Annotated in this window: 30 protein-coding genes and 1 pseudogene; 5 read left to right on the top strand and 26 right to left on the bottom strand. The window is 56.1% G+C overall.

Going from position 1 to position 20,901, the window contains the following annotated elements; genetic code table 11:
• Nucleotides 1–69 precede the first annotated feature (69 nt).
• The 4 genes from ACGHP5_RS04740 to ACGHP5_RS04755 are packed head-to-tail and all read left to right on the top strand — an operon-like array spanning nt 70 to nt 5,796.
• The gene (locus ACGHP5_RS04740) at nt 70–1,632 is read left to right on the top strand and encodes a DUF6850 family outer membrane beta-barrel protein (protein WP_390568156.1); all 1,563 of its coding nucleotides are present in this window, start codon (nt 70–72) and stop codon (nt 1,630–1,632) included.
• A gap of 23 nt (nt 1,633–1,655) precedes the next feature.
• A complete protein-coding gene (locus ACGHP5_RS04745) occupies nt 1,656–3,836 on the top strand; it encodes a HEAT repeat domain-containing protein (protein ID WP_290532991.1) in 2,181 nt (726 codons plus the stop codon).
• The gene (locus ACGHP5_RS04750; RefSeq protein WP_390568157.1) at nt 3,836–5,377 is read left to right on the top strand and encodes a thiol protease; all 1,542 of its coding nucleotides are present in this window, start codon (nt 3,836–3,838) and stop codon (nt 5,375–5,377) included. The genes ACGHP5_RS04745 and ACGHP5_RS04750 overlap by 1 nt, the downstream gene beginning before the upstream one ends.
• A 14-nt stretch (nt 5,378–5,391) precedes the next feature.
• On the top strand, nt 5,392–5,796 hold the full coding sequence (locus ACGHP5_RS04755; protein ID WP_390568158.1) for an HmuY family protein: 405 nt from the start codon (nt 5,392–5,394) through the stop codon (nt 5,794–5,796).
• 149 nt (nt 5,797–5,945) lie between these two features.
• Here ACGHP5_RS04755 and ACGHP5_RS04760 read toward each other — a convergent pair.
• A pseudogene (locus ACGHP5_RS04760) lies at nt 5,946–6,163 on the bottom strand (TrmH family RNA methyltransferase); the annotation flags it as partial.
• Between the two features lie 538 nt (nt 6,164–6,701).
• Between ACGHP5_RS04760 and ACGHP5_RS04765 the strand changes: the two are divergent.
• Nucleotides 6,702–7,295, top strand: a complete 594-nt coding sequence (locus ACGHP5_RS04765) for a hypothetical protein (RefSeq protein WP_390568159.1) — start codon at nt 6,702–6,704, stop codon at nt 7,293–7,295.
• A gap of 596 nt (nt 7,296–7,891) precedes the next feature.
• Here ACGHP5_RS04765 and rplQ read toward each other — a convergent pair.
• The 25 genes from rplQ to rpsS all read right to left on the bottom strand — a co-directional run bounded on the left by rplQ (nt 7,892) and on the right by rpsS (nt 20,898).
• On the bottom strand, nt 7,892–8,497 hold the full coding sequence (rplQ, locus tag ACGHP5_RS04770) for a 50S ribosomal protein L17 (RefSeq protein ID WP_147619442.1): 606 nt from the start codon (nt 8,495–8,497) through the stop codon (nt 7,892–7,894).
• Nucleotides 8,498–8,499: 2 nt separating this feature from the next.
• On the bottom strand, nt 8,500–9,492 hold the full coding sequence (locus ACGHP5_RS04775; RefSeq protein ID WP_044054329.1) for a DNA-directed RNA polymerase subunit alpha: 993 nt from the start codon (nt 9,490–9,492) through the stop codon (nt 8,500–8,502).
• Nucleotides 9,493–9,514: 22 nt separating this feature from the next.
• Nucleotides 9,515–10,123, bottom strand: a complete 609-nt coding sequence (gene rpsD / locus ACGHP5_RS04780) for a 30S ribosomal protein S4 (RefSeq protein WP_015547069.1) — start codon at nt 10,121–10,123, stop codon at nt 9,515–9,517.
• A gap of 50 nt (nt 10,124–10,173) precedes the next feature.
• Nucleotides 10,174–10,563: a 30S ribosomal protein S11 gene (rpsK, locus tag ACGHP5_RS04785; RefSeq protein WP_015547068.1), complete on the bottom strand. Its 390-nt coding sequence runs from the start codon at nt 10,561–10,563 to the stop codon at nt 10,174–10,176.
• 13 nt (nt 10,564–10,576) lie between these two features.
• Nucleotides 10,577–10,957 carry a 30S ribosomal protein S13 gene (rpsM, locus tag ACGHP5_RS04790; RefSeq protein WP_015547067.1) on the bottom strand — a complete coding sequence of 127 codons (381 nt, stop codon included), beginning with the start codon at nt 10,955–10,957 and terminating at the stop codon, nt 10,577–10,579.
• Nucleotides 10,958–10,994: 37 nt separating this feature from the next.
• The gene (ykgO, locus tag ACGHP5_RS04795) at nt 10,995–11,111 is read right to left on the bottom strand and encodes a type B 50S ribosomal protein L36 (RefSeq protein ID WP_010262443.1); all 117 of its coding nucleotides are present in this window, start codon (nt 11,109–11,111) and stop codon (nt 10,995–10,997) included.
• An 18-nt stretch (nt 11,112–11,129) separates the two neighbouring features.
• Nucleotides 11,130–11,348, bottom strand: a complete 219-nt coding sequence (gene infA / locus ACGHP5_RS04800) for a translation initiation factor IF-1 (protein WP_015547066.1) — start codon at nt 11,346–11,348, stop codon at nt 11,130–11,132.
• Between the two features lie 6 nt (nt 11,349–11,354).
• Entirely contained in the window at nt 11,355–12,131 is a 777-nt protein-coding gene (map, locus tag ACGHP5_RS04805; RefSeq protein WP_118406801.1) for a type I methionyl aminopeptidase, read from the bottom strand.
• Between the two features lie 31 nt (nt 12,132–12,162).
• Nucleotides 12,163–13,539, bottom strand: coding sequence for a preprotein translocase subunit SecY (gene secY / locus ACGHP5_RS04810; protein ID WP_290534203.1), 1,377 nt, complete (start codon nt 13,537–13,539; stop codon nt 12,163–12,165).
• Between the two features lie 22 nt (nt 13,540–13,561).
• Entirely contained in the window at nt 13,562–14,008 is a 447-nt protein-coding gene (rplO, locus tag ACGHP5_RS04815; RefSeq protein ID WP_015547064.1) for a 50S ribosomal protein L15, read from the bottom strand.
• Between the two features lie 25 nt (nt 14,009–14,033).
• Nucleotides 14,034–14,285, bottom strand: coding sequence for a 50S ribosomal protein L30 (rpmD, locus tag ACGHP5_RS04820; RefSeq protein ID WP_290534205.1), 252 nt, complete (start codon nt 14,283–14,285; stop codon nt 14,034–14,036).
• 14 nt (nt 14,286–14,299) lie between these two features.
• On the bottom strand, nt 14,300–14,818 hold the full coding sequence (gene rpsE / locus ACGHP5_RS04825; protein ID WP_290534206.1) for a 30S ribosomal protein S5: 519 nt from the start codon (nt 14,816–14,818) through the stop codon (nt 14,300–14,302).
• 6 nt (nt 14,819–14,824) lie between these two features.
• A complete protein-coding gene (gene rplR, locus ACGHP5_RS04830) occupies nt 14,825–15,187 on the bottom strand; it encodes a 50S ribosomal protein L18 (protein WP_044054323.1) in 363 nt (120 codons plus the stop codon).
• A 16-nt stretch (nt 15,188–15,203) separates the two neighbouring features.
• The gene (gene rplF / locus ACGHP5_RS04835) at nt 15,204–15,791 is read right to left on the bottom strand and encodes a 50S ribosomal protein L6 (RefSeq protein ID WP_290534207.1); all 588 of its coding nucleotides are present in this window, start codon (nt 15,789–15,791) and stop codon (nt 15,204–15,206) included.
• Between the two features lie 25 nt (nt 15,792–15,816).
• A complete protein-coding gene (rpsH, locus tag ACGHP5_RS04840) occupies nt 15,817–16,215 on the bottom strand; it encodes a 30S ribosomal protein S8 (protein ID WP_044054319.1) in 399 nt (132 codons plus the stop codon).
• A 707-nt stretch (nt 16,216–16,922) separates the two neighbouring features.
• Nucleotides 16,923–17,219, bottom strand: coding sequence for a 30S ribosomal protein S14 (gene rpsN / locus ACGHP5_RS04845; RefSeq protein ID WP_044054318.1), 297 nt, complete (start codon nt 17,217–17,219; stop codon nt 16,923–16,925).
• A 3-nt stretch (nt 17,220–17,222) separates the two neighbouring features.
• Entirely contained in the window at nt 17,223–17,783 is a 561-nt protein-coding gene (gene rplE, locus ACGHP5_RS04850) for a 50S ribosomal protein L5 (RefSeq protein WP_290534208.1), read from the bottom strand.
• Nucleotides 17,783–18,103: a 50S ribosomal protein L24 gene (gene rplX / locus ACGHP5_RS04855; protein WP_290534209.1), complete on the bottom strand. Its 321-nt coding sequence runs from the start codon at nt 18,101–18,103 to the stop codon at nt 17,783–17,785. Before rplX ends, rplE begins: the two co-directional genes overlap by 1 nt.
• 20 nt (nt 18,104–18,123) lie before the next feature.
• A complete protein-coding gene (gene rplN / locus ACGHP5_RS04860) occupies nt 18,124–18,489 on the bottom strand; it encodes a 50S ribosomal protein L14 (protein ID WP_010262407.1) in 366 nt (121 codons plus the stop codon).
• Between the two features lie 2 nt (nt 18,490–18,491).
• Nucleotides 18,492–18,746, bottom strand: coding sequence for a 30S ribosomal protein S17 (rpsQ, locus tag ACGHP5_RS04865; protein ID WP_009597655.1), 255 nt, complete (start codon nt 18,744–18,746; stop codon nt 18,492–18,494).
• 11 nt (nt 18,747–18,757) lie between these two features.
• Nucleotides 18,758–18,949: a 50S ribosomal protein L29 gene (gene rpmC / locus ACGHP5_RS04870; RefSeq protein ID WP_015547054.1), complete on the bottom strand. Its 192-nt coding sequence runs from the start codon at nt 18,947–18,949 to the stop codon at nt 18,758–18,760.
• Between the two features lie 12 nt (nt 18,950–18,961).
• Nucleotides 18,962–19,390 carry a 50S ribosomal protein L16 gene (gene rplP, locus ACGHP5_RS04875; protein WP_019152134.1) on the bottom strand — a complete coding sequence of 143 codons (429 nt, stop codon included), beginning with the start codon at nt 19,388–19,390 and terminating at the stop codon, nt 18,962–18,964.
• 27 nt (nt 19,391–19,417) lie between these two features.
• The gene (rpsC, locus tag ACGHP5_RS04880; RefSeq protein ID WP_015547052.1) at nt 19,418–20,206 is read right to left on the bottom strand and encodes a 30S ribosomal protein S3; all 789 of its coding nucleotides are present in this window, start codon (nt 20,204–20,206) and stop codon (nt 19,418–19,420) included.
• 4 nt (nt 20,207–20,210) lie between these two features.
• Nucleotides 20,211–20,621 carry a 50S ribosomal protein L22 gene (gene rplV, locus ACGHP5_RS04885; protein WP_290534210.1) on the bottom strand — a complete coding sequence of 137 codons (411 nt, stop codon included), beginning with the start codon at nt 20,619–20,621 and terminating at the stop codon, nt 20,211–20,213.
• A gap of 7 nt (nt 20,622–20,628) precedes the next feature.
• On the bottom strand, nt 20,629–20,898 hold the full coding sequence (gene rpsS / locus ACGHP5_RS04890) for a 30S ribosomal protein S19 (RefSeq protein ID WP_015547050.1): 270 nt from the start codon (nt 20,896–20,898) through the stop codon (nt 20,629–20,631).
• Nucleotides 20,899–20,901 lie beyond the last annotated feature (3 nt).

Consider the following 20,901-nt stretch of genomic DNA (forward strand, 5'->3'; position numbering starts at 1 on the left):
CGACCGAAACGGTGCCGTCGAAAAGCGCCGTTTCGGTCTTACGACACCTCACCTAACGCATTTCTTACGATGAAAAGATACCCGGGTACCGCATTGTGCGCATTGCTACTTTTCGGCGGCGGAACGCTTCGTGCCCAGCACAAGGCGCAGCTTCCCGTCTACCAGGAAATAGAGCGCTCCGGAAACCTCTATTCCCGGAGCCACAACCCCTCGGCGCTGTGGTTCTCGCCCGTCGGGAACCTGCTTGACTTCCATGCGGATTACGACATCCGCCGGGGCGACCTGCACGATGTGGACGAATCCTCGAAAATCAATGCCTTCGGAGTCGGAATCTCCGGACAGCAGCGGTTCAACAAGGTGATCTGCTCCGGCAGCATCGCCTACAACGACGGCAAAGAGTATGCCCGGCGCTGGAACTCGACGCTTCAGATCGCTGACGACAATCCTTTCATCCTCGGCGATTCAATCCCGTCGGATTTCAACATCCAGCGCTTCAACCTGTGCGGGACAGTGGCCTACAAACCGCTGGAACGGCTGATTCTCGCCTTGAGACTCGACTACGACACTGGCAGTTCGGCCGACCAGACCGACCCGCGGCCCAAGACCGACGGCATGCACTTCGTCCTCACGCCCGGCGTCCAGTACCTGATGGGCGGCGGATTCTCACTGGGGCTTTCGGGCGGATTCGACTTGATGAGCGAGTCGATCTCGCACGAGGTCATCGACCCGCGCGAATCCTACGTCTATTTCCGTTTCAACGGGCTGGGCGACTACAGCACGATCTCGTCCGGCACGTCGCTCTCCTATCCGCGCAACTATACCGGCACGGAGTATATCGGAGCCCTGCAATTCGCCTGGACCAGCGACCGGGGCGTCGCCAACCTGCTCGAAGCGACCTATGCGTCGAGTACGCAGGAGGCCCGTGACGGAGGCGCCGCCTTCACGTTCCTCGGCGGCGACTATTCGCGCACGAGTTTCGGCGTCAGCGACCGCCTGCGGTTCGGCAACTCCCGGCGCACGCATAACGTCATCGTCGGATGGGAACACAAGCGCGTGGAGGGTATCTGGTATGAACAGACGGCCTACATCGACCCCGACAAGAACAATCAGGTCTCGTACAAGGTGCAGGCTTCGGGGCTGAAAAACAAGGAGACCGTCTCGGTCTTCCGGGCCGACTACCGTTTCGACAAGCTCCGCGACGGGCTTCCGACCTTCGCGCTGCATGCCGCAGGGCGGTATGAGGATTCGGAAACGGTCCACTACGAGGGCGACGGATACAACCGCAGCTACACCCGCATCGCCGGATCGGTCGAGGCATCGAAATTCTTCTCGTTCGGCCGCAACCGGATCACGGCGACGCTCGGCGTGCGGGGAGCCGCTCCGATCACCTCCTCACAGCATGTGCAGGAGCGCATCAAGCAAGCCTACACCGACCTGGCATTCGAATACATCACCGCGACCTGGATCGGCGGTAACGCGGCAGTACGCTACCGCCGCCTCTTCGGGAAACTGTGGGCCGGACTCTATGCCGAGGCTTCGCTGAAACGCTACATCGGCGAGAAAAACTACACCGACCTGCTCGAAGGCACCGACAGCCGCAGGTTCACGTTCGGCGCCGAAATTCTTTTCTGACACACAAAACAGCCTATCCACATATGCAGACATTCAAGAAAATACTCCTCGCGGCAACAGTGGCGACAATCGCTTCCGCACAACTTTTCGCAGCCTCGCCCCGCCGCGGCTTCGCCGTGGTGATCGACGCCCGAAGCTACGAGGAAGCCCGCCGGCAGGTCGATGACTATGCCGCCGAAATCGGGAAAAGCGGTCTGGAGGTGCACTTTGTCATCGACCGCACGGGCCAGCCCGATTCGCTCCGGCAAGTGCTCCGGCAGCTCTGGGGTCAGCCGAAAGCCCCGATCGAGGGCGCCGTGCTCATCGGCGACATCCCGGTAGTGATGGTGCGCGACGCCCAGCACCTCACGAGCGCATTCAAAATGGACCAGGCGGCGTTCGACCGCTGGGAGTCGTCGGTCCCCTCCGACCGGTTCTACGACGATTTCAGCCTCGAATTCGCCCCGCTGGGACGCGACAGCCTCCATCCCGGATGTTTCTACTATTCGCTGACCGCCGAGTCGGCCCAGCGGACCCGTCCCGACATCTATTCGGGACGCATCCGCCCCACCGATTGCAGCGGGACCTCGCGTTATGAGAAGCTTCGCAGCTATCTGGAAAAGGTCGTGGAGGCAAAACGCAACCCCGAACCGGTCGATCAGATTCTCTTTTTCAGCGGCAACGGCTTCATCTCGGAGTCGATGGTGGCCCGCATTGACGAGAAAGCGACGCTGTTCGAACACTTCCCGTGGCTCGAACGGCAGCGCAGCGGCATCAGCTACATCGACCACAAGCGCGACGCGCACATCAAGCCGCGGCTGATGAACGAGATGCAGCGCCGCGACCTCGACTTCGCCGTCCTGCACCACCACGGCGACTGGGACACGGAGTATCTGAACAACCTGCCGATGACCAACGACACCAAGCAGCAGATCATGCAGATCAAAATGTACCTGCGGGAGTCGATGCGTCACGCCATCTCGCACGATATCCCGGCCGACAGCGCCCGGGCGCGCATCACACGTCGCTACGGAGAGTTTCCCGACGCATGGTTCGCAGGCGCCGACGATCCGAAGACCCGGGCCGCGGATTCCCTCTACCTCTGGGATCTGGACCTCTACCTCTCGGATTTCGGCCGTTACAAGCCCGAATGCCGCGTCGTGTCGCTCGACGCCTGCTTCAACGGCTCGTTCCACCGCGACAGCAGCATCGCCAACGCCTACATCTTCAGCCCGGGGCGCACCGTCGCCGTGCTGGCCAACTCGGTGAACGTGTTGCAGGACAAATGGGTGGACCGCTATGTGGGCCTCACGGGACTGGGCATGAGCGTCGGCAACCTGGCCAAATACGCCCCCTACCTGGAACAGCACCTGATCGGAGACCCGACTTTCCGTTTCGCATCGGCCGACAAGCGGATCGACGTGGATGAACTGCTCCGGCAGGACAGCCCCGCAACGTGGAAACGGCTCCTCGCGGATAGCCGCTACCCTGCCCTGCAGGCGCTGGCCGTCGAAAAGCTCTTCCGCCGCGGTGCCCTTTCGTCGGCGGACCTGCTGCGCACCTTCCGCGAAAGCGACAGCCACCAGCTGCGCATGCAGGCGTTCGTCAACCTCACGGAGTGCCGCGACGACAACTTCATCGAGGCCATTGCACTCGGCATGTCCGACAATTATGAAATGGTCGAGCGCTTCGCCGCCAACATGCTCGCCAAGAGCGGCGACGAACGCCTCATTCCGGCGATGATCGCCTCCTCGATCCGCAACAACACCTCCGAGCGCGTGGAGTTCTCGCTCAAACAGGCGATGCCGATGTTCGACGGGGAAAAACTGATCGCCGAATTCGAACGGCAGTTCCCCGAGACCAATTACATCGACTCCGAAACGGTTTACAGGCTGATCCGCCACTCCATCGAAGTCAATGCAAAGCGCTGGACCGCAACGATGAAGTCGGTCATGGACCCCGAACGGACGAAAAAGGGCCGTATGCAGGATATCCGTGCGATGCGCAACTACCACGTGCATTTCATGGTCCCCGAACTACTGGATTACATGCGCCGAAGCGGCGACCCGGAGGTTCAGCAGGCCATGCTGGAGGCTTTCGGCTGGTTCACGCTTTCGGCGCGCCGCGACGAAATCGCCCGAACGGCCTTCGACATGAGCCGCGACGAATCGCTCGCCCCTGCGGTGCGCAGCGAAGCGCTGAAAACCTATAACCGCCTGAAATGATGAAACGAATCCTATTCCTGCTTCTGTTCGCAGCGACGGGGCTTCCGGCGACGGCGCAGCCCACCCGGACCTACGAGGTTCCGAAGCTGACCGACGAAGTGCGGGCCATCCGTGCGGCCGCCGCCACATGGACGCCGTCGAAACCCCTCGAAGGCTCCCTGCCCGCGAGCGTGGACAACTCGAAGCTCAAATACTTCCCGAAGGTATTCGATCAGAAAGGCGGCTCCTGCGCCCAGTCGTCGGGCATCCGCTATCTGTTCACCTACGAGATGAACCGCCTGCTGGACCGCGACGCCCAAGCCTCGGACGCCAATACATTCAGCTATTTCTACACCTGGAATTTCCTGAACGACGGCATCGACCAGGGCGGATTCGCCGAGCAGGGGCTCAACATCGCCCGGCAGCAGGGGGCCATGTCGCTGGCCGACTTCCCCGACCCCTCGAGCTACTTCACGTTCAAGTGGGCGAGCGGCTACGACAGGTACACCCGGGCGATGCAGAACCGCGTAAAGGAAATCATCTCGTTCGAGGTGACCTCGCAGGAGGGTGTCGACCTCGCCCGCCGCTACCTTTACGATGCCGGCGACGGCAGCGCCTACGGCGGCATCCTCTCCTACTCGGCGCTGGCTACCGGATGGTCCTTCAACTCGAATTATTCGGGGCCGTCGGAAACGGGCTACACCTACATGCTGACGAAGCTCGCCACGGACGGTGCCCACGCCATGACCATCGTCGGATACGACGACACGGTGGAGTTCGTCAAGGACGGCCAAACCCACAAGGGAGCTTTCATTGTCGTGAACTCCTACGGAACATGGTGGGGCGATGAAGGCCGCTACTACCTGCCCTATTACTTCTTTTTGCAGGACCGCCCGTCGCAGACCTTGAGCCACGACGTCACGGGATGCAGCTGCACGGTGCACTCCCCGCAGGTGGTATTCCGCGTAAAGGTGACCTACGACTCGCGCAACGACCTCGCCTTCACGATGGGCGTGGCCGACAAACCCTACGCCACGACGCCGACCGTCACGCTCAAATCGGCCATCGCGGCCAATCAGGGCGGCGACCACCCCATGCAGGGGCAGTACAGCGACGACAACAGCATCGAACTCGCGTTCGACTTCACGGAGGCGGTGCCCAAATACGCCTCCTACACCGAACCGAAATACTTCCTGACGATCACCCGCTCGGAGATCGGCAAGGCCGGCAGCGGCGTGATCAACGCCTTCTCGGTGATCGACTACCGGGATGCCGGCGGCCCGAAGGAGTATGTCTGCGACCTTCCGCAACCGGTCGTGTTGGAAAAGGGAGCGAATCTCTTCGCTGCCGCCACGACCGACCTCAAGACCACTTCGGCTTCGGCCGTACAATGGCTCGACAACCTCTGGGCGCCCTACACGACGCCTTATGTGGTACGCACGGCAAGCGGCAAATACGCCAAATTCGAGGTCATGAACTACGACCGGGGAACAGGCCGGGTGACGATCAAGTATCTCTATCAGGGCGACGGCACCCGCAATCTTAACAGCTTAACGGATTGACGACGATGAAAACGATGAAACAAAGACTGCTGCTGCTCGCGCTGGCGGGATGCGCAATACTGCTGGCGGGATGTGCCTCGGACGGTTCAGACAACAAAGGTCCGGCTCCGGAGCCCGCGCGGGTAAAAACGCTCTCGGTGGAGGGGCTCAGCGACGACCAATGGGTCTACATCTCGCTCGAGACCGGCAATAAGGTCGGAACGAGTCCGCTCGGCGACGCCGCGCAGGACGCCGCATGGAAAGCTCGCACGGACTGGGACATCGCCCTTTGCGGCGAACTGGTCCGGACCAACGGCGGTACGTCGGGCAATGGCCAGGGAGCCATCCAGCAGATTCCGAACAAGAGTTTCAATGCGCTCGACCAAGCGCCCGCCGACGGTTACACGACCGACACGGACGATATAGTTATCCGGCGATAAAAACCATATACGACGAAAAAAAGCTGCGCCCCCCTTCGGGTGCAGCTTTTTGTTTTACGGCATGACGGATCAGTACTGTTCGCTCTCGTTGGGGAAATCGCACTCCTTCACGTCGCGGACATACTGCTCCACAGCAGCGGTCATCTTGGCCCCAGAGCCGTTTTGTGGATGTCACGGCTGAGCGGAGTGGCGGTGATGCCGCACAGAAGATCTGCTCTACGGCGAAAGCGTCACCCGTGCGGAAAAGGGCCCCGGCGTTCTGGGTCGAACGAACCTTGTCCAGCACCACCGTGACGGGCATCTTTTCCATCGCGGCGAACTCTTCAGCCGAAGGTCTGCCGAGTTCTCCGTTGGCGATTCTGCGCAGAATGGCTTCGGAATGGTTCAAAAGCTTGGAAAGCTCTTATCTAAAAAATAAATCCTTCAATTTTTAAGTTACTATTGCAATAGCTTGTTGATTCAGCCATTTTTTCTTCGATCGAATAGAATTTGCGATCCCGAAGATTTTCCCTATCTTGCAAGAGGCTATTTGAAATACGGCATTTTCGTGCAATTAACTGAAAATAAACCGTTACCTTCTCGTTACCTATTCTATCTACAAACATGTAGCGACTCGATAAATCAAGCCGTTGCATTCCTATAGTCCCACTCTTGTTGGATACCCCTCTGCATTTAGCAAGCGGTTACTGTATCCCGGTTTCGGGCTACCGCAACAACACGTCCGGCGCGTTGAACAACGTTACGGGCAACGGCTATTCGTGGACGGCAGTGCCGAACTAGACGACGAACGGGCGCAAACTGAACTTCAACTCGGGTAGCGTCAACCCGTTGAACAACAACCGCTCCGACGGCTTCCCCGTGTGCCCCGTCCAAGAATTTACACGGCTCAAACCACTCTTGCCTGTATGGATATCGGATCCGAAGAATTGCTAACCGATATTTTCCAAGCCTATTTCGATGCGAGAAAACATAAAAAGAACACGAAAAGCCAACTCTCCTTTGAAATGGATCCGGAACATAACCTCGTCGCGTTACACGAACAGATCCGAGAGCGGACATACCGCCTCCGGCCCTGCATGTGCTTCATTACGGAGTATCCGGGCAAAGGTGAGATCTTCGCCTCGGCATTCCGGAACCACCTGCGAGGGCTGATCCCGCGTCTGAACGACTTCTTGTTCCCGGAACTGAAGCTGACGCTCCACCCCGACAAAATCGTACTGCAACACTACTCGAAGGGCGTCTTGTTCTTAAGGGCCTGCATCAGGCCGCACCGATACTATCCGGCCACACGAACCGTCAACATGTTCCATGCGGCGATCCGCAAACTAGAACGGGAATGCCAAAGGGAAAAGCCGCAGCCCGAACGACTCGCGGAAATGCCGGCCGTGATCAATTCCTACTGCGGACACCTGGCATTTCCAGGCCTACCGGATTCTGAACGGGCAGTTCCGGAAATCACCCCTGAAGCGTTATTTCGACTTCACGGCAAACTACCGTAAAGCCATACTGAAAAAAGAGTTCAAACAGCGTCGGAAACTCCCGTTCGAACAAGATACAAAAGAGGTATTAACTACCGAACAACTCAATTATAGGTTCTGTATATCAATGGTTAGAGGTTATTGACAATGCGTCTTGATATTCGTATTCCAAATATTTTAAATATTCAAAATCATACGCCCCATATACTATATAGCGTACAGCGCTTGTCAATGTGTTTATGTCCCTCAATATTCCGGAACGAAAACGCCATATCCTCCGAAATGGTTTCGTTGCTCACGACCATTTGATGGAATATGACCATCGAAGAACAGTCTATTTCCCAAAATGAGTTACTATGGCATAAATTATGCCTATTTGAAAAATCGGAACTTTTTATTGAATTTGTATTCAATAACAGGAGTTGTTTGACATGAAGGAAAGCAGATGCGAACAAATGCATACAACCGTTTCCTAACCATTACCTGCTATATGCAAATAGAGTCATAACTTTTTAAGTTACAACTCTATCTGGATGTGGATGGGTAGTACTCAAGTACGTTCCATTCGCGGATTTTGACGGAAGTGACGCAAATGCGCCGCTATCACGGAAAATCAATTACATTTTCTTTCCCACATTGGTCTTCTTCGCAACCTTCGGAGCCGAAGCCTTGGCCGAAGCGGCCTTCGGTGCTGCGGGTTTCTTCGGAGCGGCAGCCTTCTTGGGTGCGGCCTTTTTAGCCTCGCCCTCGACTACGGTAGCCTCCTCGACGGCGTCGGTAGCCTTGGCAGCCGACTTGCGCGAGCGGCGCGTCTTCGGTTTTGCCTCCGAAGCGGCTGCGGGAGCGATGCCCAGCGTGTAAGGCTCGTTGAAGTCAACGAACTCGATGATGCACATGTCGGCAGCATCGCCCAGACGGAAACCGGTCTTCAGGATGCGGGTGTAACCGCCCGGACGCTCCGAGATCTTCGGTGCGATCGTACGGAACAGCTCCGTAACGGCCTCTTTCTGTTTCAGGTACGAGAATACGATACGGCGCGAGTGCGTCGTGTCCTCCTTCGACTTGGTGACCAGAGGCTCCACGAAACGCTGAACGGCCTTGGCCTTGGCAACCGTCGTTTCGATGCGCTTGTGCAGGATCAGCGACGTGGCCATGTTCGACAGCATGGCCTTGCGGTGGCCTGCCTGACGGCCCAGGTGGTTGAAATTCTTATTGTGTCTCATAATTAATCTTTGTCAAGTTTGTAGATTGATACGTCCATACCGAACTTCAGGTTGAGCGAGGTCAGCAACTCGTCCAGCTCCGTCAAAGACTTCTTGCCGAAGTTGCGGAACTTCAGCAGGTCGTTGCGGTTCAGCTTCACGAGATCCCCCACGGTATCGACATCGGCGGCCTTCAGGCAGTTCAGGGCGCGGACCGAAAGGTCCTGGTCCGAGAGCTTCGTCTTCAGCAGCTGACGCATGTGGAGTACATCCTCATCGAACTCCTCGGCTCCGTTCGTGTCTTCCATGTTGACGGTGATCTTCTCGTCGGAGAAGAGCATGAAGTGCTGGATGAGAATCTTTGCGGCCTCTTTCAGAGCCTCTTTGGGGTGAATCGACCCGTCGGTGGTAATTTCCAAATTCAGCTTCTCGTAGTCGGTCTTCTGCTCGACGCGGTAGTTCTCGATCGAGTACTTCACGTTCTTGATGGGCGTGAAGATCGAGTCGATCGGGAGCGTTCCGAACTCGCTTTCAGCGGGTGCGTTCTCCTCGGCAGGCACGTAGCCGCGGCCTTTGCCGATCGTGAGCGTCATCTGCATCTTCGTTCCCGGGGCCAGGTGACAGATCACCAGATCGGGATTGAGGACCTTGAAGAACGACAGGTAATTCGAGATATATCCGGCAGTCAGCTCCGTAACACCCGCAACGTTAATGGATACTTTTTCGGCATCCTGATTATCGACTGTGCGGATAAAACGAACCTGCTTCAGATTGAGGATGATGTTCAACATATCCTCCATCACACCGGGGATAGCGGCAAACTCGTGATCGACACCGGCTACCTTGACAGTCGTGATTGCGTAACCCTCCAGCGAAGAGAGCAGAATACGACGCAAAGCGTTACCGACAGTCATACCGAATCCGGGCTCCAGCGGTCGGAATTCGAACTTCCCGAACGACGAAGTGGATTCAAGCATAATAACCTTCTCAGGTTTCTGGAATGCTAATATTGCCATAATAGGTGAATTTGTTTAATTACTACTTCGAGTACAACTCGACGATGAGCTGCTCCTTGATGTTCTCGGGGATCTCCTCACGCTCGGGTTTCTGCAGGAAACGGCCGCTCATCGAGGCGTTGTCCCACTCCAACCAGGCATAGCGGCTCTTCGACGAGCCGGCCAGGGATGCCGAGATCACTTCCAGACTCTTCGACTTCTCGCGAACCGACACCACGTCACCCGCGCGCAGCGAGTACGAGGGGATGTTCACGACACTGCCGTTCACGCAGATGTGGCAGTGCGAAACGAGCTGGCGGGCAGCCGCACGCGTCGGGGCGATACCCAAGCGGTAAACGACGTTGTCCAGACGGCACTCCAGCAGCTTCAGCAGGTTCTCACCCGTGATGCCGCCCATGCGGGCAGCCTGCTCGTAGGTGCGCGAGAACTGCTTCTCCAGCAGGCCGTACGTGTACTTCGCCTTCTGCTTCTCGCTCAACTGCGTGCCGTACTCCGACACCTTCTTGCGCTTGCGCGCCAGACCATGCTGTCCGGGAGGATAGTTGCGCTTTTCGAGCACCTTATCCGCACCATAGATAGCTTCGCCGAATTTACGGGCGATTTTCGATTTAGGTCCTATGTATTTTCCCATTGTTCTGTCTTTTTTTAAAACCTTGAAATTATCCTTAACCTGTGCCTGAATTATACGCGGCGGCGGTTAGGAGCACGGCAACCGTTGTGCGGCAGCGGAGTGACGTCGATGATCTCCATCACCTCGATGCCTGCGCCATGGATCGTGCGCACGGCCGACTCGCGGCCTGCTCCCGGACCCTTCACATAAACCTTCACCTTGCGCAGGCCCATGTCGTAAGCGACCTTGGCGCAATCCGCCGAAGCGGTCTGTGCTGCATACGGAGTATTCTTCTTCGAACCACGGAAGCCCATCTTGCCGGCCGACGACCAGCTGATGACATCGCCCACCTCGTTGGTGATGGTGATGATTACGTTGTTGAAAGTGGAGTGTACATAGACATTGCCCAGCGCACCGACCTTAACAACCTTTTTCTTAACTGTTCCAGTTTTCTTTGCCATAATTCTCTAAAGATTACTTCGTTGCCTTTTTCTTGTTTGCGACAGTCTTCTTGCGGCCCTTGCGGGTGCGCGCGTTGTTCTTGGTCGACTGACCGCGGACGGGAAGACCCAGACGGTGACGGATGCCGCGGTAGCAGCCGATGTCCATCAGGCGCTTGATGTTCAACTGGACCATCGAACGGCATTCGCCCTCGACTTTCAGACCCAGGTCGGCGATCGTCGAACGGATCGCACCGATCTGGTCGTCCGACCAATCCTGTACTTTGAGATCGTAGCTGATGCCAGCGGTCTCGAGAATTTTACGAGCCGTCGAGCGACCGATACCGTAGATATAGGTCAGGCCGATCTCGCCTCTTTTGTTTTTCGGTAAATCTACACCGACTATACGTGCCATATAAATTCTTTTTCTTTTTTGACTTGTTTAAAAAACATTACCCCTGGCGCATTTTAAACTTGGGATTCTTTTTGCAAATGACATAAAGTTTGCCTTTACGCTTCACAATCTTGCAATCCTCGCTTCTTTTCTTGATGGATGCTTTAACTTTCATGATTTTCAAGCAATCTAATTATTTGTACCGGAAAGATATACGTCCCTTCGTAAGGTCATAGGGCGTCATCTCCACTTTTACTTTATCTCCGGGAAGGATCTTGATGTAGTGCATACGCATCTTTCCCGAGATATGGGCCGTGAGAATGTGGCCGTTGTCCAGCTCGACGCGGAACATCGCGTTGGACAACGCCTCGATAATCGTCCCGTCCCTTTCAATAGCAGTTTGTTTTGCCATAGAGTCTTAATTGTTTATTGCCTTTTCGATGATACTGAAGTCCGTCAGGACATCGGGTCCCGATTTGCGGACCGCAACGGCGAACTCGTAGTGCGCCGCCGGTTTGTGGTCCCGCGTGCGGACCGTCCAGCCATCCCGTTCGAAAACCACCGCTTTGGTCCCCATGTTGATCATGGGTTCGATGCAGATGACCATGCCCTCTTTGAGCAATGGCCCCCTGCCGCGTGCACCGTAATTGGGAACACCGGGGTCTTCGTGCATTTTCCGACCCAGCCCGTGTCCCTCCAGTTCGCGCACGACTCCGTAGCCGAAACTCTCGGCGTACTCCTGCACGGCTGCCGACACGTCGCCTACGCGGTTGCCGGCCTTGGCCTGCGCCGTACCTTTATAAAGAGCCTCTTTGGTGACGTCCATCAGCTGCCTAACTTCCCCGGCAACCTCGCCAACGGCAAACGTATATGCCGAATCACCAACAAACCCCTTCATAAACGTACCGCAATCGACCGAAACGATGTCGCCCTCTTTGAGAACGCATTTCGAGGATGGGATACCGTGAACCACCTGTTCGTTTACCGATATACACAACGAAGCGGGAAATCCCTGATACCCGAGGAAGGCGGGAACTGCTCCGTGCGCGCGGATGAAATCCTCGGCAATCGAATCCAACTCCTTGGTGGTGACGCCCGGACGGATGTGGCGACCCACTTCCGCCAGCGTCTCCGACACCAGGATGTTGTTCTCACGGAGCAGCTCTATCTCCTCGTCTGTCTTTAAATAGATCATTTCTTCGCTTAAGAACTCTTCGGAAAAACTCCTAATGACGACCCTGAATACGTCCGGTCTTCATCAGACCATCGTAATGGCGCATCAGCAGGTAGCTCTCGATCTGCTTCAGAGTGTCGAGTACCACACCGACCATGATCAGCAGCGACGTACCTCCGTAGAAGTAGGCGAACGACTGCTGGATGCCCAGGAACTTCATAGCCAGAGCGGGCAGGATCGCCACGATCGCCAGGAAGAACGAACCCGGAAGGGTGATACGCGTCATGATGGTGTCGATGTAGTTCACGGTCTGCTTACCCGGTTTCACTCCCGGGATAAAGCCGCCGTTTCGCTTCATGTCATCGGCCATCATTTGAGGGTTGATGATAATCGCCGTGTAGAAGTAGGTGAAGGCGATTACCAGCACTGCAAGCGTGAAGTTGTACCAGAAACCGGTCATCGAGCTGAAAGCAGCCGCGAAGGCCGTACCGGAGAACAGCGCCGGAATAAACATCAGAGCCTGCGCGAAGATGATAGGCATCACATTCGCGGCATTCATCTTCAGCGGGATGTACTGACGTACGCCGCCGTACTGTTTGTTACCGACGATACGCTTTGCATACTGTACAGGGACCTTGCGGACAGCCTGTACCAGGGCGATCGTTGCCATGAAGACAAGGAACAGCAGGATCAGCTCGAGGATCAGCATGATGGCGCTACCCGAGGCAGTCTGGAAGCGGGCGTTGACCTCGGCCAACAGCGCGTGCGGGAGACGTGCCACGATACCGATCATGATGATCAGCGAGATACCGTTACCGATACCCTTGTCGGTGATCTTCTCGCCCAACCACATGATGAACATGGTTCCGGCGATCAGGATCGTCGTCGCATAGGCAACGAAGCCGAACGAATTGCCGTAAACGAACGCAGTGGGGACCTGATGGTACAGGTTGGCGATGTACGCCGGACCCTGCAGGATCAGCACGCCGATCGTCAGGAAGCGTGTCCACTGGTTCATCTTGCGGCGGCCGCTCTCACCCTCCTTCTGCATTTTCTGGAAATACGGAATCATCATTCCCATGAGCTGGATGATGATCGAGGCGGTGATGTACGGCATGACTCCGAGCGCGAAAATAGCGGCGTTGCCGAACGCACCGCCGGAGAAGACGTTCAACAGACCCAGAAGTCCGTTGCCTTCCAGCTGGCTGGCATACGCCGAACCCTCGCCCAGGGCGTTGGGGTTGATGCCCGGAATCACGACGAAACTACCCAAGCGGTAGACCAGCAGAAGCCCGATCGTGTAAATGACACGCTTGCGAAGCTCTTCGATCTTGTAGATATTCTTGAGGGTTTCTACCAATTTCTTGTTGGTCGCCAAAAGAGCGATTACCACCAAAAAGACGACACCAACAACGAGATACTGATTCATAATTTTTGGGTTCTAAGGTTGCTTACAGTTTTTCGACGCTGCCCCCGGCTGCCGTGATGGCCGCCTCGGCGCTCTTCGAGAACGCATGCGCCTTGACGGCGAGCGCCTTCGAAATCGTGCCGTTGCCCAGGATCTTCACCTTGTCGTTCGACGAGATGAAACCTGCGGCGATGAGCGTGTCGACCGTAACCTCCGTGAGCGATTTCTTGGCTGCCAGCTCCTCGAGCGTCGAGAGGTTGATGGCCTTGAATTCAACTCGTTTCAGATTCGTGAAACCGAACTTGGGGAGGCGACGCTGCAGCGGCATCTGGCCACCCTCGAAGCCGAGCTTGCGCGAGTAACCCGAACGCGACTGTGCACCCTTGTGTCCACGGGTGGCCGTGCCGCCGTGGCCCGAACCGGCACCGCGGCCGATCCGTTTATCGTGATGCGTTGAACCCTTTGCGGGTTTGAGATTATTGAGTTCCATTGTTATAATCCGTTAGCTGTTAAACTTATTCTGCGGCCTGTGCTGCCTCCTCCTTGACCTCGGCTTTCTTGGCCTTGGGGGCAGCCTTCTTGGCGGGGGCCACTTCCTCGACCTTCACGAGGTGCTTCACGCGCGCAATCATACCTTTTATGATCACCGAGTCGTCGTGCTCGACACTCGCGTTGATCTTCTTCAGCCCCAGCGCGTCAAGGTTCTTGCACTGGCGCTCCGTGGAGCCGATGCGGCTTTTGACCTGGGTGATTTTCAATCTTGCCATGTTCTTCTTGAGAATTAACCGTTAAACACCTTGTCCATCGAGATACCGCGCACGCGGGCGATGCTGTGGGCATCGCGCAGCTCGCACAGTGCGCCGATGGTCGCCTTCACCAGGTTGTGGGGGTTCGACGAACCCTTGCTCTTGGCAAGCACGTTCTTGATGCCCACCGACTCGAGCACGGCACGCATGGCACCGCCGGCGATGATACCCGTACCGGGAGCGGCCGGACGAATCATCACGAGCGAACCGCTGAAACGCGACTCCTGCTTGTGGGGGATCGTACCGTTGATAACCGGAATCTTCACCAGGTTCTTCTTCGCGTCCTCCACGCCCTTGGCGATGGCCGACTGAACCTCCGAAGCCTTGCCCAGGCCGTAGCCTACGACACCGTCTTCGTTACCTACGACGACGATGGCCGAGAAACTGAACGTGCGGCCACCCTTCGTAACCTTGGTAACACGCTGGATGCTGACGAGCCGGTCCTTGAGTTCGAGATCGCTCGTGCGTACTTTCTTTATGTTGGTATTTGACATAATCGCTTAGAATTTAAGTCCGCCTTCGCGTGCTGCTTCGGCCAGCTGTTTAACTCTTCCGTGATACAGGTAGCCGTTACGGTCGAAGGCTACTTCGCTGATGCCTTTGGCAACGGCGCGCTCGGCGGCCAGCTTGCCTACCAGGGCGGCGACTTCGCACTTGTTCTTGCCGGCGGCTGCCTCTGCGACCTCCTTGTCCAGCGAGGAAGCCGTAGCCAGGGTAACACCTGCGAGGTCGTCGATAAACTGCACGTAGATCTGCTTGTTGCTACGATATACAGTCATGCGAGGCTGTGAAGGCGTTCCGCTCACGATCTTGCGGATACGCATCTTGATCCTCTCTCTTCTTTCTATCTTGTTCAATGACATAACTTCAGACTATTTACTATTTAGCACCTGCTGATTTACCGGCCTTGCGACGGATCTGCTCGCCGACGAACTTGATACCCTTGCCCTTGTACGGTTCCGGCTTGCGCAGCGAACGGATCTTCGCGGCAACCTGGCCGATGAGCTGCTTGTCGATCGACTTGAGGGTTACGATCGGGTTGCCCTTTTTCTCGGTAACGGCCGTGGCGGTCACCTCCTTGGGCAACAGGAAATGCGTGTCGTGCGAGTAGCCGAGGCTCATTTCGAGCACCTGGCCCTTGACTTCGGCCTTGAAGCCGACGCCGACGAGTTCCTGTTTGATTTCATAGCCTTTCGACACGCCGACAACCATGTTGTTGATCAGCGCGCGGTACAGCCCGTGCAGCGAACGGTGGCGGGGCTGGTTGGTGGGACGGGTCACCAGAACGGCGGGAACTTCCTTGCCCGTATGAACGTCCGTGTGCGTGCCGACCTCTACCTTGATGTCCGAGTCAACTTTCTGGCTCAGCGTCCCGAGTGGCCCTTTCACGCTTACCGTGTTGTCGGCAGCTACCTCTACGGTAACGCCGGCCGGCAGGTTTACAGGTAATTTACCAATTCTTGACATTGTGTTGTTCTTTAATGATTTGCGATTAGTAGATATAGCACAGCACCTCGCCGCCCACATTCTCCTGACGGGCCTTGGCGTCGGTCATGATGCCTTTCGACGTGGAAACGATGGCGATGCCCAGGCCGTTCAAAACACGGGGCATGTCCGAAACCGACGCATACCGGCGCAGACCCGGACGGCTTACGCGCTTGAGGTCCTTGATGGCGTTGGTCTTGGTGGCGGGGTCCCACTTCAGAGCGATTTTGATCGACGGATGACCTTTCTCGTCCTTGTCGAATTTGTAAGCGAGAATGTAACCCTGCTCATAGAGGATCTTGGTCATCTCCTGCTTAATTTTTGAACCGGGAGCTTCAACCACCTTGTGGTTGGCTTTCACCGCGTTTCTAATTCTGGTCAGAAAGTCCGCAATAGGATCAGTCATAACGAATAGAAATTAAAAATTAATAAATTAGTTTAAATTAAAATTTTGACTTTCAGCTTCTTGACATTCGTCAATTCCCCTCCGGCCCTTTTTTTGCCCCCTCGTTCGCATACGCACACGAGGGCCTGAAGCGCGCAAATATACGCATTATTTCCCAAACAGCCAAGTTATCGCCTGATTTTTAGCGATTTTAGCCCTGCCTCCGGAACGCAGACAATGTTAGCACCCGATGTTGCTAACATGTATCTGCACAAAACTCCCGTTCAGCAAGCGGCAGCGACTTCGGAAACCACCCGGGCGCTCCGTCTCTGCGGTCCGCCCCGGTCACCTCCTCCAGCCACAGAATGACCTTCCGGCATCCCTTTCGCCGCTTTGCACAACTTCAGTTCAACCTCCGGGCTTCAACTTCCGCCGCCTTACGCAGCTCCGGTTTCCACCCTCCGGCCCCTTGGTCCGAGAAATTTGTAACCAAGCACCCAACCCTTCGCTACGCCCCACATATCGGGAAGTTACCGCTTGCGGCGGCACTTTCCCCGACACTGTGACGTATCTACACGGGCTGAACACCCCTATCTGCCCCGCTTCCTTCCGAGAGACACGCTCTCTACAGGCTCCTCACCTTCCGGAAAACGGAACTTTTATTCAGAATCGCAGGATCTGCAGGTTTCAGGCGGTCGCACGCTCGCCCCTCCCCGCACCTGCGGCTGCTACCAGCTGGCTTTCGTAACGCCCGGGATAAGCCCCTTCGAGGCCATTTCGCGGAACTGGATACGGCTGATGCCGAACAGGCGAATGTAGCCCTTGGGACGACCCGTGATCTTGCAGCGGTTATGCTGGCGGATGGGATTCGAGTTGCGGGGCAGCTTCGCAAGCGCCTGCCATGCCTCTTCGTGATCCATCTCACCGCTCTTCACCTTGGCAGCGATCTCCTCGCGCTTGTGAGCATAGCGGTTTGCGAGCTTCGCACGCTTCACCTCGCGGGCCTTCATCGATTCTTTTGCCATAGCTTATTGATTCTTTTTAGCGTTTTTGAAAGGAAGACCGAACTCGCGGAGCAGGGCGTAAGCCTCCTCGTCAGTTTTGGCCGTCGTTACGAACGTGATCTCCATGCCGAAGATCTTGGTGATCTTGTCGATGTCGATCTCCGGGAAGATGATCTGCTCGGTGATGCCCAGGGTGTAGTTGCCCTGGCCGTCGAACTTTTCATTGATGCCCTTGAAGTCGCGGATACGCGGCAGGGCCACGGCGATCAGACGCTCCAGGAACTCGTACATCTTCGTGTCGCGCAGCGTCACGCGCACGCCGATCGGCATGCCCTTACGCAGCTTGAAGTTCGAGATGTCCTTGCGCGAGCGGGTCTGAACGGCCTTCTGACCGGTGATCTGCGTCAGTTCGGCTTCTGCCACGTCGATAAGCTTCTTATCGGCGACGGCCTGGCCCATACCCTGGTTGATTACGATCTTCGTGAGCTTCGGACACTGCATAATGCTCGTGTAACCGAACTCCTTCATAAGGACAGGTTTGATCTGCTCCTTATACTGTGTCTTGAGTGTAGGTACGTATGCCATTATTTGATCTCCTCCCCTGACTTTTTAGCGAAACGAACTAATTTACCTTTTGCATCCGTCTTGCGGCCGACCTTGGTGGGTTTGCCCGACTTGGGGTCGAGGAGCATGAGATTCGAAATGTGAATCGGAGCCTCTTTCTCGACGATGCCTCCCTGGGGGTTCTGCGCATTGGGCTTCGTGGCCTTCTTGCAGAGGTTCACACCTTCGACGATGGCGCGCTGCTTCGAAACCTCGACCTTCAGGACTTTGCCCGTCTGGCCTTTGCTGTCACCGGCGATAACCTGAACCTGATCCCCTTTCTTAATATGTAATTTTGACATATCCGAAATAGTTTTTATGATTACAATACTTCGGGTGCGAGGGAGATAATCTTCATATACTGGTCGCGCAGCTCGCGAGCTACGGGGCCGAATATACGAGTACCGCGCATTTCACCCTGGTTGTTAAGCAGCACCACGGCGTTGTCGTCGAAACGAATGTACGAACCGTTGGCACGTCTGATTTCCTTCGTGGTTCTCACGACTACGGCTTTCGACACGGCACCCTTCTTGACATCGCCCGAGGGAGTCGCGCTCTTGACAGCCACGACGATCTTATCGCCGATGGATGCGTAGCGACGCTTCGTGCCGCCGAGCACCCGGATGCAGAGGACCTCCTTCGCACCGCTGTTATCAGCTACAATGAGTCTACTTTCCTGTTGTATCATAACTACTTAGCTCTTTCAATGATTTGTACTAATCTCCAACGCTTCGTTTTGCTCAGCGGGCGGGTTTCCATGATGCGTACGGTATCGCCCTCCTTGCAGGTCTCGTCGAGCGACTCGGCCACGAACTTGGTCGTCTTGTTCACGAACTTACCGTAGATAGGATGCTTCACCTTACGTGCTACTGCAACCACAATGGTTTTCTCCATCTTGTTGCTGACAACCACACCGATACGCTCTTTTCTAAGATTTCTTTCCATAGTTGTTCTCGTTATTTAGCGTTTTTTTGACGCAGAACGGTCAGCATGCGAGCTATATCTCTGCGGTTCTTCTTAATGATCGACGGGTTCTCGACGGGGGACACTGCGTGCTGCACCTTCAGCTTCGCGAGCTGGGCCTTTTCGGTCTCGATGCGCTCCTGCAGGTCCTTTGTCGAAATATCCTTGATTTCTGCACTTTTCATGTTCTGTGTCCCTTAAATTGTGGTTTCGACGTAGTCACGTCTTACGATAAACTTGGTGGTGATGGGCAGTTTTTGGGCGCCCAGGCGCAGCGCTTCCTGCGCAACTTCCAGGGGCACACCCTCTGCCTCGAAGAGAATACGTCCGGGCGTAACAGGCGCCACGAAGCCTTCGGGATTACCCTTACCCTTACCCATACGCACCTCGGCGGGCTTCTTCGTGATGGGTTTGTCGGGGAAGATGCGGATCCACAGCTGACCTTCACGCTTCATGTAACGCGTAATGGCCTGACGTGCCGCCTCTATCTGACGACCCGTGATCCAGGTCGATTCAAGTGCCTTGATTGCGAACGATCCGTATGCAAGCTGGTTACCTCTTTGAGCGATACCCTTCATACGGCCTTTCTGCATTCTTCTAAATTTGGTCTTTTTCGGCTGTAACATGTTAGTTCTGCTTTAAAAAGGTCCTACTTACTGATTGTTATTGCGACGGTCTCCGCCCCGGCGTCCGCCACGACGGTCTCCACCGCGGCGGTCACCACGGTCGCCGCGTCCTCCGCGACGGTCGCCGCGCTCACCGCGGTCGCCCGAAGGAGCCTGCGCCGAAGCGCCTGCGATTTCGAACAGGTCGCGCTGGCCGTAGACGATGCCCTGGCAGATCCACACCTTCACGCCCAGGATACCCACTTTCGTGAGGGCCTCCGTGAGGCAGTAGTCGATGTCTGCGCGGAACGTGTGCAGCGGAATGCGTCCCTCCTTGATCGTCTCCGTACGGGCCATCTCGGCGCCGCCGACACGGCCGGCAACCTGGATCTTGATACCCTCGGCGCCCATGCGCATGGTCGAAGCCACGGCCGTCTTCACGGCACGGCGGAACGACACGCGGCCCTCCAACTGGCGGGCGATGTTCTGGCCGACGATGACGGCGTCCACCTCGGGGCGTTTCACCTCGAAGATGTTGATCTGGATCTCCTTGCCGGTGAGCTTCTTAAGCTCTTCCTTCAGCTTGTCGACCTCCTGGCCGCCCTTGCCGATGATGATGCCCGGACGGGCGGTCGAAATCGTAACCGTCACCAGTTTGAGCGTGCGCTCGATGATGATCTTCGAGATCGACGCCTTCGCCAGACGGACATTCAGATACTTGCGGATCTTGGCGTCCTCGACGAGTTTGTCGGAGAAGTCCTTGCCTCCGAACCAGTTGGAATCCCAACCCCGGATGATACCAAGACGATTTGCTATCGGATTAACTTTCTGTCCCATCTGATTACTTGTTTTCTACGGTTACCATTTTGTCAACTACGATCGTTACGTGGTTCGAACGCTTGCGGATCCGGTGTGCGCGACCCTGGGGCGCTGCCTGAATACGCTTCAGCATGCGACCGCCGTCGACAAACACCTCTTTTACGCAGAGCTTCGTGTCCTCCAGACGCTCCGATTCGTTCTTGGTCTCCCAGTTGGCGATCGCCGACTTGAGAAGTTTCTCCATACGGATCGACGCCTCCTTCTTCGAGTAACGGAGGATGCCCAGCGCCTTGTTGATCTCCACACCGCGGATGATGTCGGCCACCAGGCGCATCTTACGGGGAGAGGTCGGGCAATCACGCAGAACGGCGATAGCCTTCTGCTTCTTCTCAGCCTTTAACTGTTCGGCTTTATTTGCTTTTCTTGCACCCATTTTCTACCTATTTTTTCTTGTTACCTGCGTGACCGCGGAAGTTACGGGTGGGAGCAAACTCGCCGAGTTTGTGTCCTACCATGTTCTCTGTTACATACACCGGAATGAATTTGTTTCCGTTGTGGACAGCTACCGTCTGACCTACGAAGTCAGGCGAGATCATACTTGCTCGCGACCATGTCTTGATTACCGACTTTTTATTTCCTTCCGCCTGGGCGACGATCTTCGCTTCGAGCTTGGGGTCGATAAACGGTCCTTTTTTTAATGAACGGCTCATTAT

Origin of the sequence: Alistipes sp. i18-0019-D1 (assembly GCF_042852885.1) — a bacterium.
Classification (GTDB): Bacteria; Bacteroidota; Bacteroidia; order Bacteroidales; family Rikenellaceae; genus Alistipes.

Excerpts from the sequence above, each read along its gene's own strand:
- rpmD (WP_290534205.1), bottom strand. The coding sequence starts at position 14,285 with ATGGCAAGATTGAAAATCACCCAGGTCAAAAGCCGCATCGGCTCCACG.
- rpsK (WP_015547068.1), bottom strand. The coding sequence starts at position 10,563 with ATGGCAAAGAAAACTGGAACAGTTAAGAAAAAGGTTGTTAAGGTCGGT.
- rplN (WP_010262407.1), bottom strand. The coding sequence starts at position 18,489 with ATGATACAACAGGAAAGTAGACTCATTGTAGCTGATAACAGCGGTGCG.
- rpsN (WP_044054318.1), bottom strand. The coding sequence starts at position 17,219 with ATGGCAAAAGAATCGATGAAGGCCCGCGAGGTGAAGCGTGCGAAGCTC.
- rplP (WP_019152134.1), bottom strand. The coding sequence starts at position 19,390 with ATGTTACAGCCGAAAAAGACCAAATTTAGAAGAATGCAGAAAGGCCGT.
- ACGHP5_RS04765 (WP_390568159.1), top strand. The coding sequence starts at position 6,702 with ATGGATATCGGATCCGAAGAATTGCTAACCGATATTTTCCAAGCCTAT.
- rplE (WP_290534208.1), bottom strand. The coding sequence starts at position 17,783 with ATGGCATACGTACCTACACTCAAGACACAGTATAAGGAGCAGATCAAA.
- rpsD (WP_015547069.1), bottom strand. The coding sequence starts at position 10,123 with ATGGGAAAATACATAGGACCTAAATCGAAAATCGCCCGTAAATTCGGC.
- rpsQ (WP_009597655.1), bottom strand. The coding sequence starts at position 18,746 with ATGGAAAGAAATCTTAGAAAAGAGCGTATCGGTGTGGTTGTCAGCAAC.
- ACGHP5_RS04750 (WP_390568157.1), top strand. The coding sequence starts at position 3,836 with ATGAAACGAATCCTATTCCTGCTTCTGTTCGCAGCGACGGGGCTTCCG.
- rpsH (WP_044054319.1), bottom strand. The coding sequence starts at position 16,215 with ATGACTGATCCTATTGCGGACTTTCTGACCAGAATTAGAAACGCGGTG.
- rpsS (WP_015547050.1), bottom strand. The coding sequence starts at position 20,898 with ATGAGCCGTTCATTAAAAAAAGGACCGTTTATCGACCCCAAGCTCGAA.
- rplR (WP_044054323.1), bottom strand. The coding sequence starts at position 15,187 with ATGTCATTGAACAAGATAGAAAGAAGAGAGAGGATCAAGATGCGTATC.
- rpmC (WP_015547054.1), bottom strand. The coding sequence starts at position 18,949 with ATGAAAAGTGCAGAAATCAAGGATATTTCGACAAAGGACCTGCAGGAG.
- map (WP_118406801.1), bottom strand. The coding sequence starts at position 12,131 with ATGATCTATTTAAAGACAGACGAGGAGATAGAGCTGCTCCGTGAGAAC.
- rplV (WP_290534210.1), bottom strand. The coding sequence starts at position 20,621 with ATGGGTGCAAGAAAAGCAAATAAAGCCGAACAGTTAAAGGCTGAGAAG.
- rpsE (WP_290534206.1), bottom strand. The coding sequence starts at position 14,818 with ATGTCAAATACCAACATAAAGAAAGTACGCACGAGCGATCTCGAACTC.
- ykgO (WP_010262443.1), bottom strand. The coding sequence starts at position 11,111 with ATGAAAGTTAAAGCATCCATCAAGAAAAGAAGCGAGGATTGCAAGATT.
- ACGHP5_RS04775 (WP_044054329.1), bottom strand. The coding sequence starts at position 9,492 with ATGGCAATATTAGCATTCCAGAAACCTGAGAAGGTTATTATGCTTGAA.
- rpsM (WP_015547067.1), bottom strand. The coding sequence starts at position 10,957 with ATGGCACGTATAGTCGGTGTAGATTTACCGAAAAACAAAAGAGGCGAG.
- infA (WP_015547066.1), bottom strand. The coding sequence starts at position 11,348 with ATGGCAAAACAAACTGCTATTGAAAGGGACGGGACGATTATCGAGGCG.
- ACGHP5_RS04755 (WP_390568158.1), top strand. The coding sequence starts at position 5,392 with ATGAAACAAAGACTGCTGCTGCTCGCGCTGGCGGGATGCGCAATACTG.
- rplQ (WP_147619442.1), bottom strand. The coding sequence starts at position 8,497 with ATGAGACACAATAAGAATTTCAACCACCTGGGCCGTCAGGCAGGCCAC.
- rpsC (WP_015547052.1), bottom strand. The coding sequence starts at position 20,206 with ATGGGACAGAAAGTTAATCCGATAGCAAATCGTCTTGGTATCATCCGG.
- rplO (WP_015547064.1), bottom strand. The coding sequence starts at position 14,008 with ATGGAACTCAATAATCTCAAACCCGCAAAGGGTTCAACGCATCACGAT.
- ACGHP5_RS04745 (WP_290532991.1), top strand. The coding sequence starts at position 1,656 with ATGCAGACATTCAAGAAAATACTCCTCGCGGCAACAGTGGCGACAATC.
- rplF (WP_290534207.1), bottom strand. The coding sequence starts at position 15,791 with ATGTCAAGAATTGGTAAATTACCTGTAAACCTGCCGGCCGGCGTTACC.
- rplX (WP_290534209.1), bottom strand. The coding sequence starts at position 18,103 with ATGTCAAAATTACATATTAAGAAAGGGGATCAGGTTCAGGTTATCGCC.
- secY (WP_290534203.1), bottom strand. The coding sequence starts at position 13,539 with ATGAATCAGTATCTCGTTGTTGGTGTCGTCTTTTTGGTGGTAATCGCT.
- ACGHP5_RS04740 (WP_390568156.1), top strand. The coding sequence starts at position 70 with ATGAAAAGATACCCGGGTACCGCATTGTGCGCATTGCTACTTTTCGGC.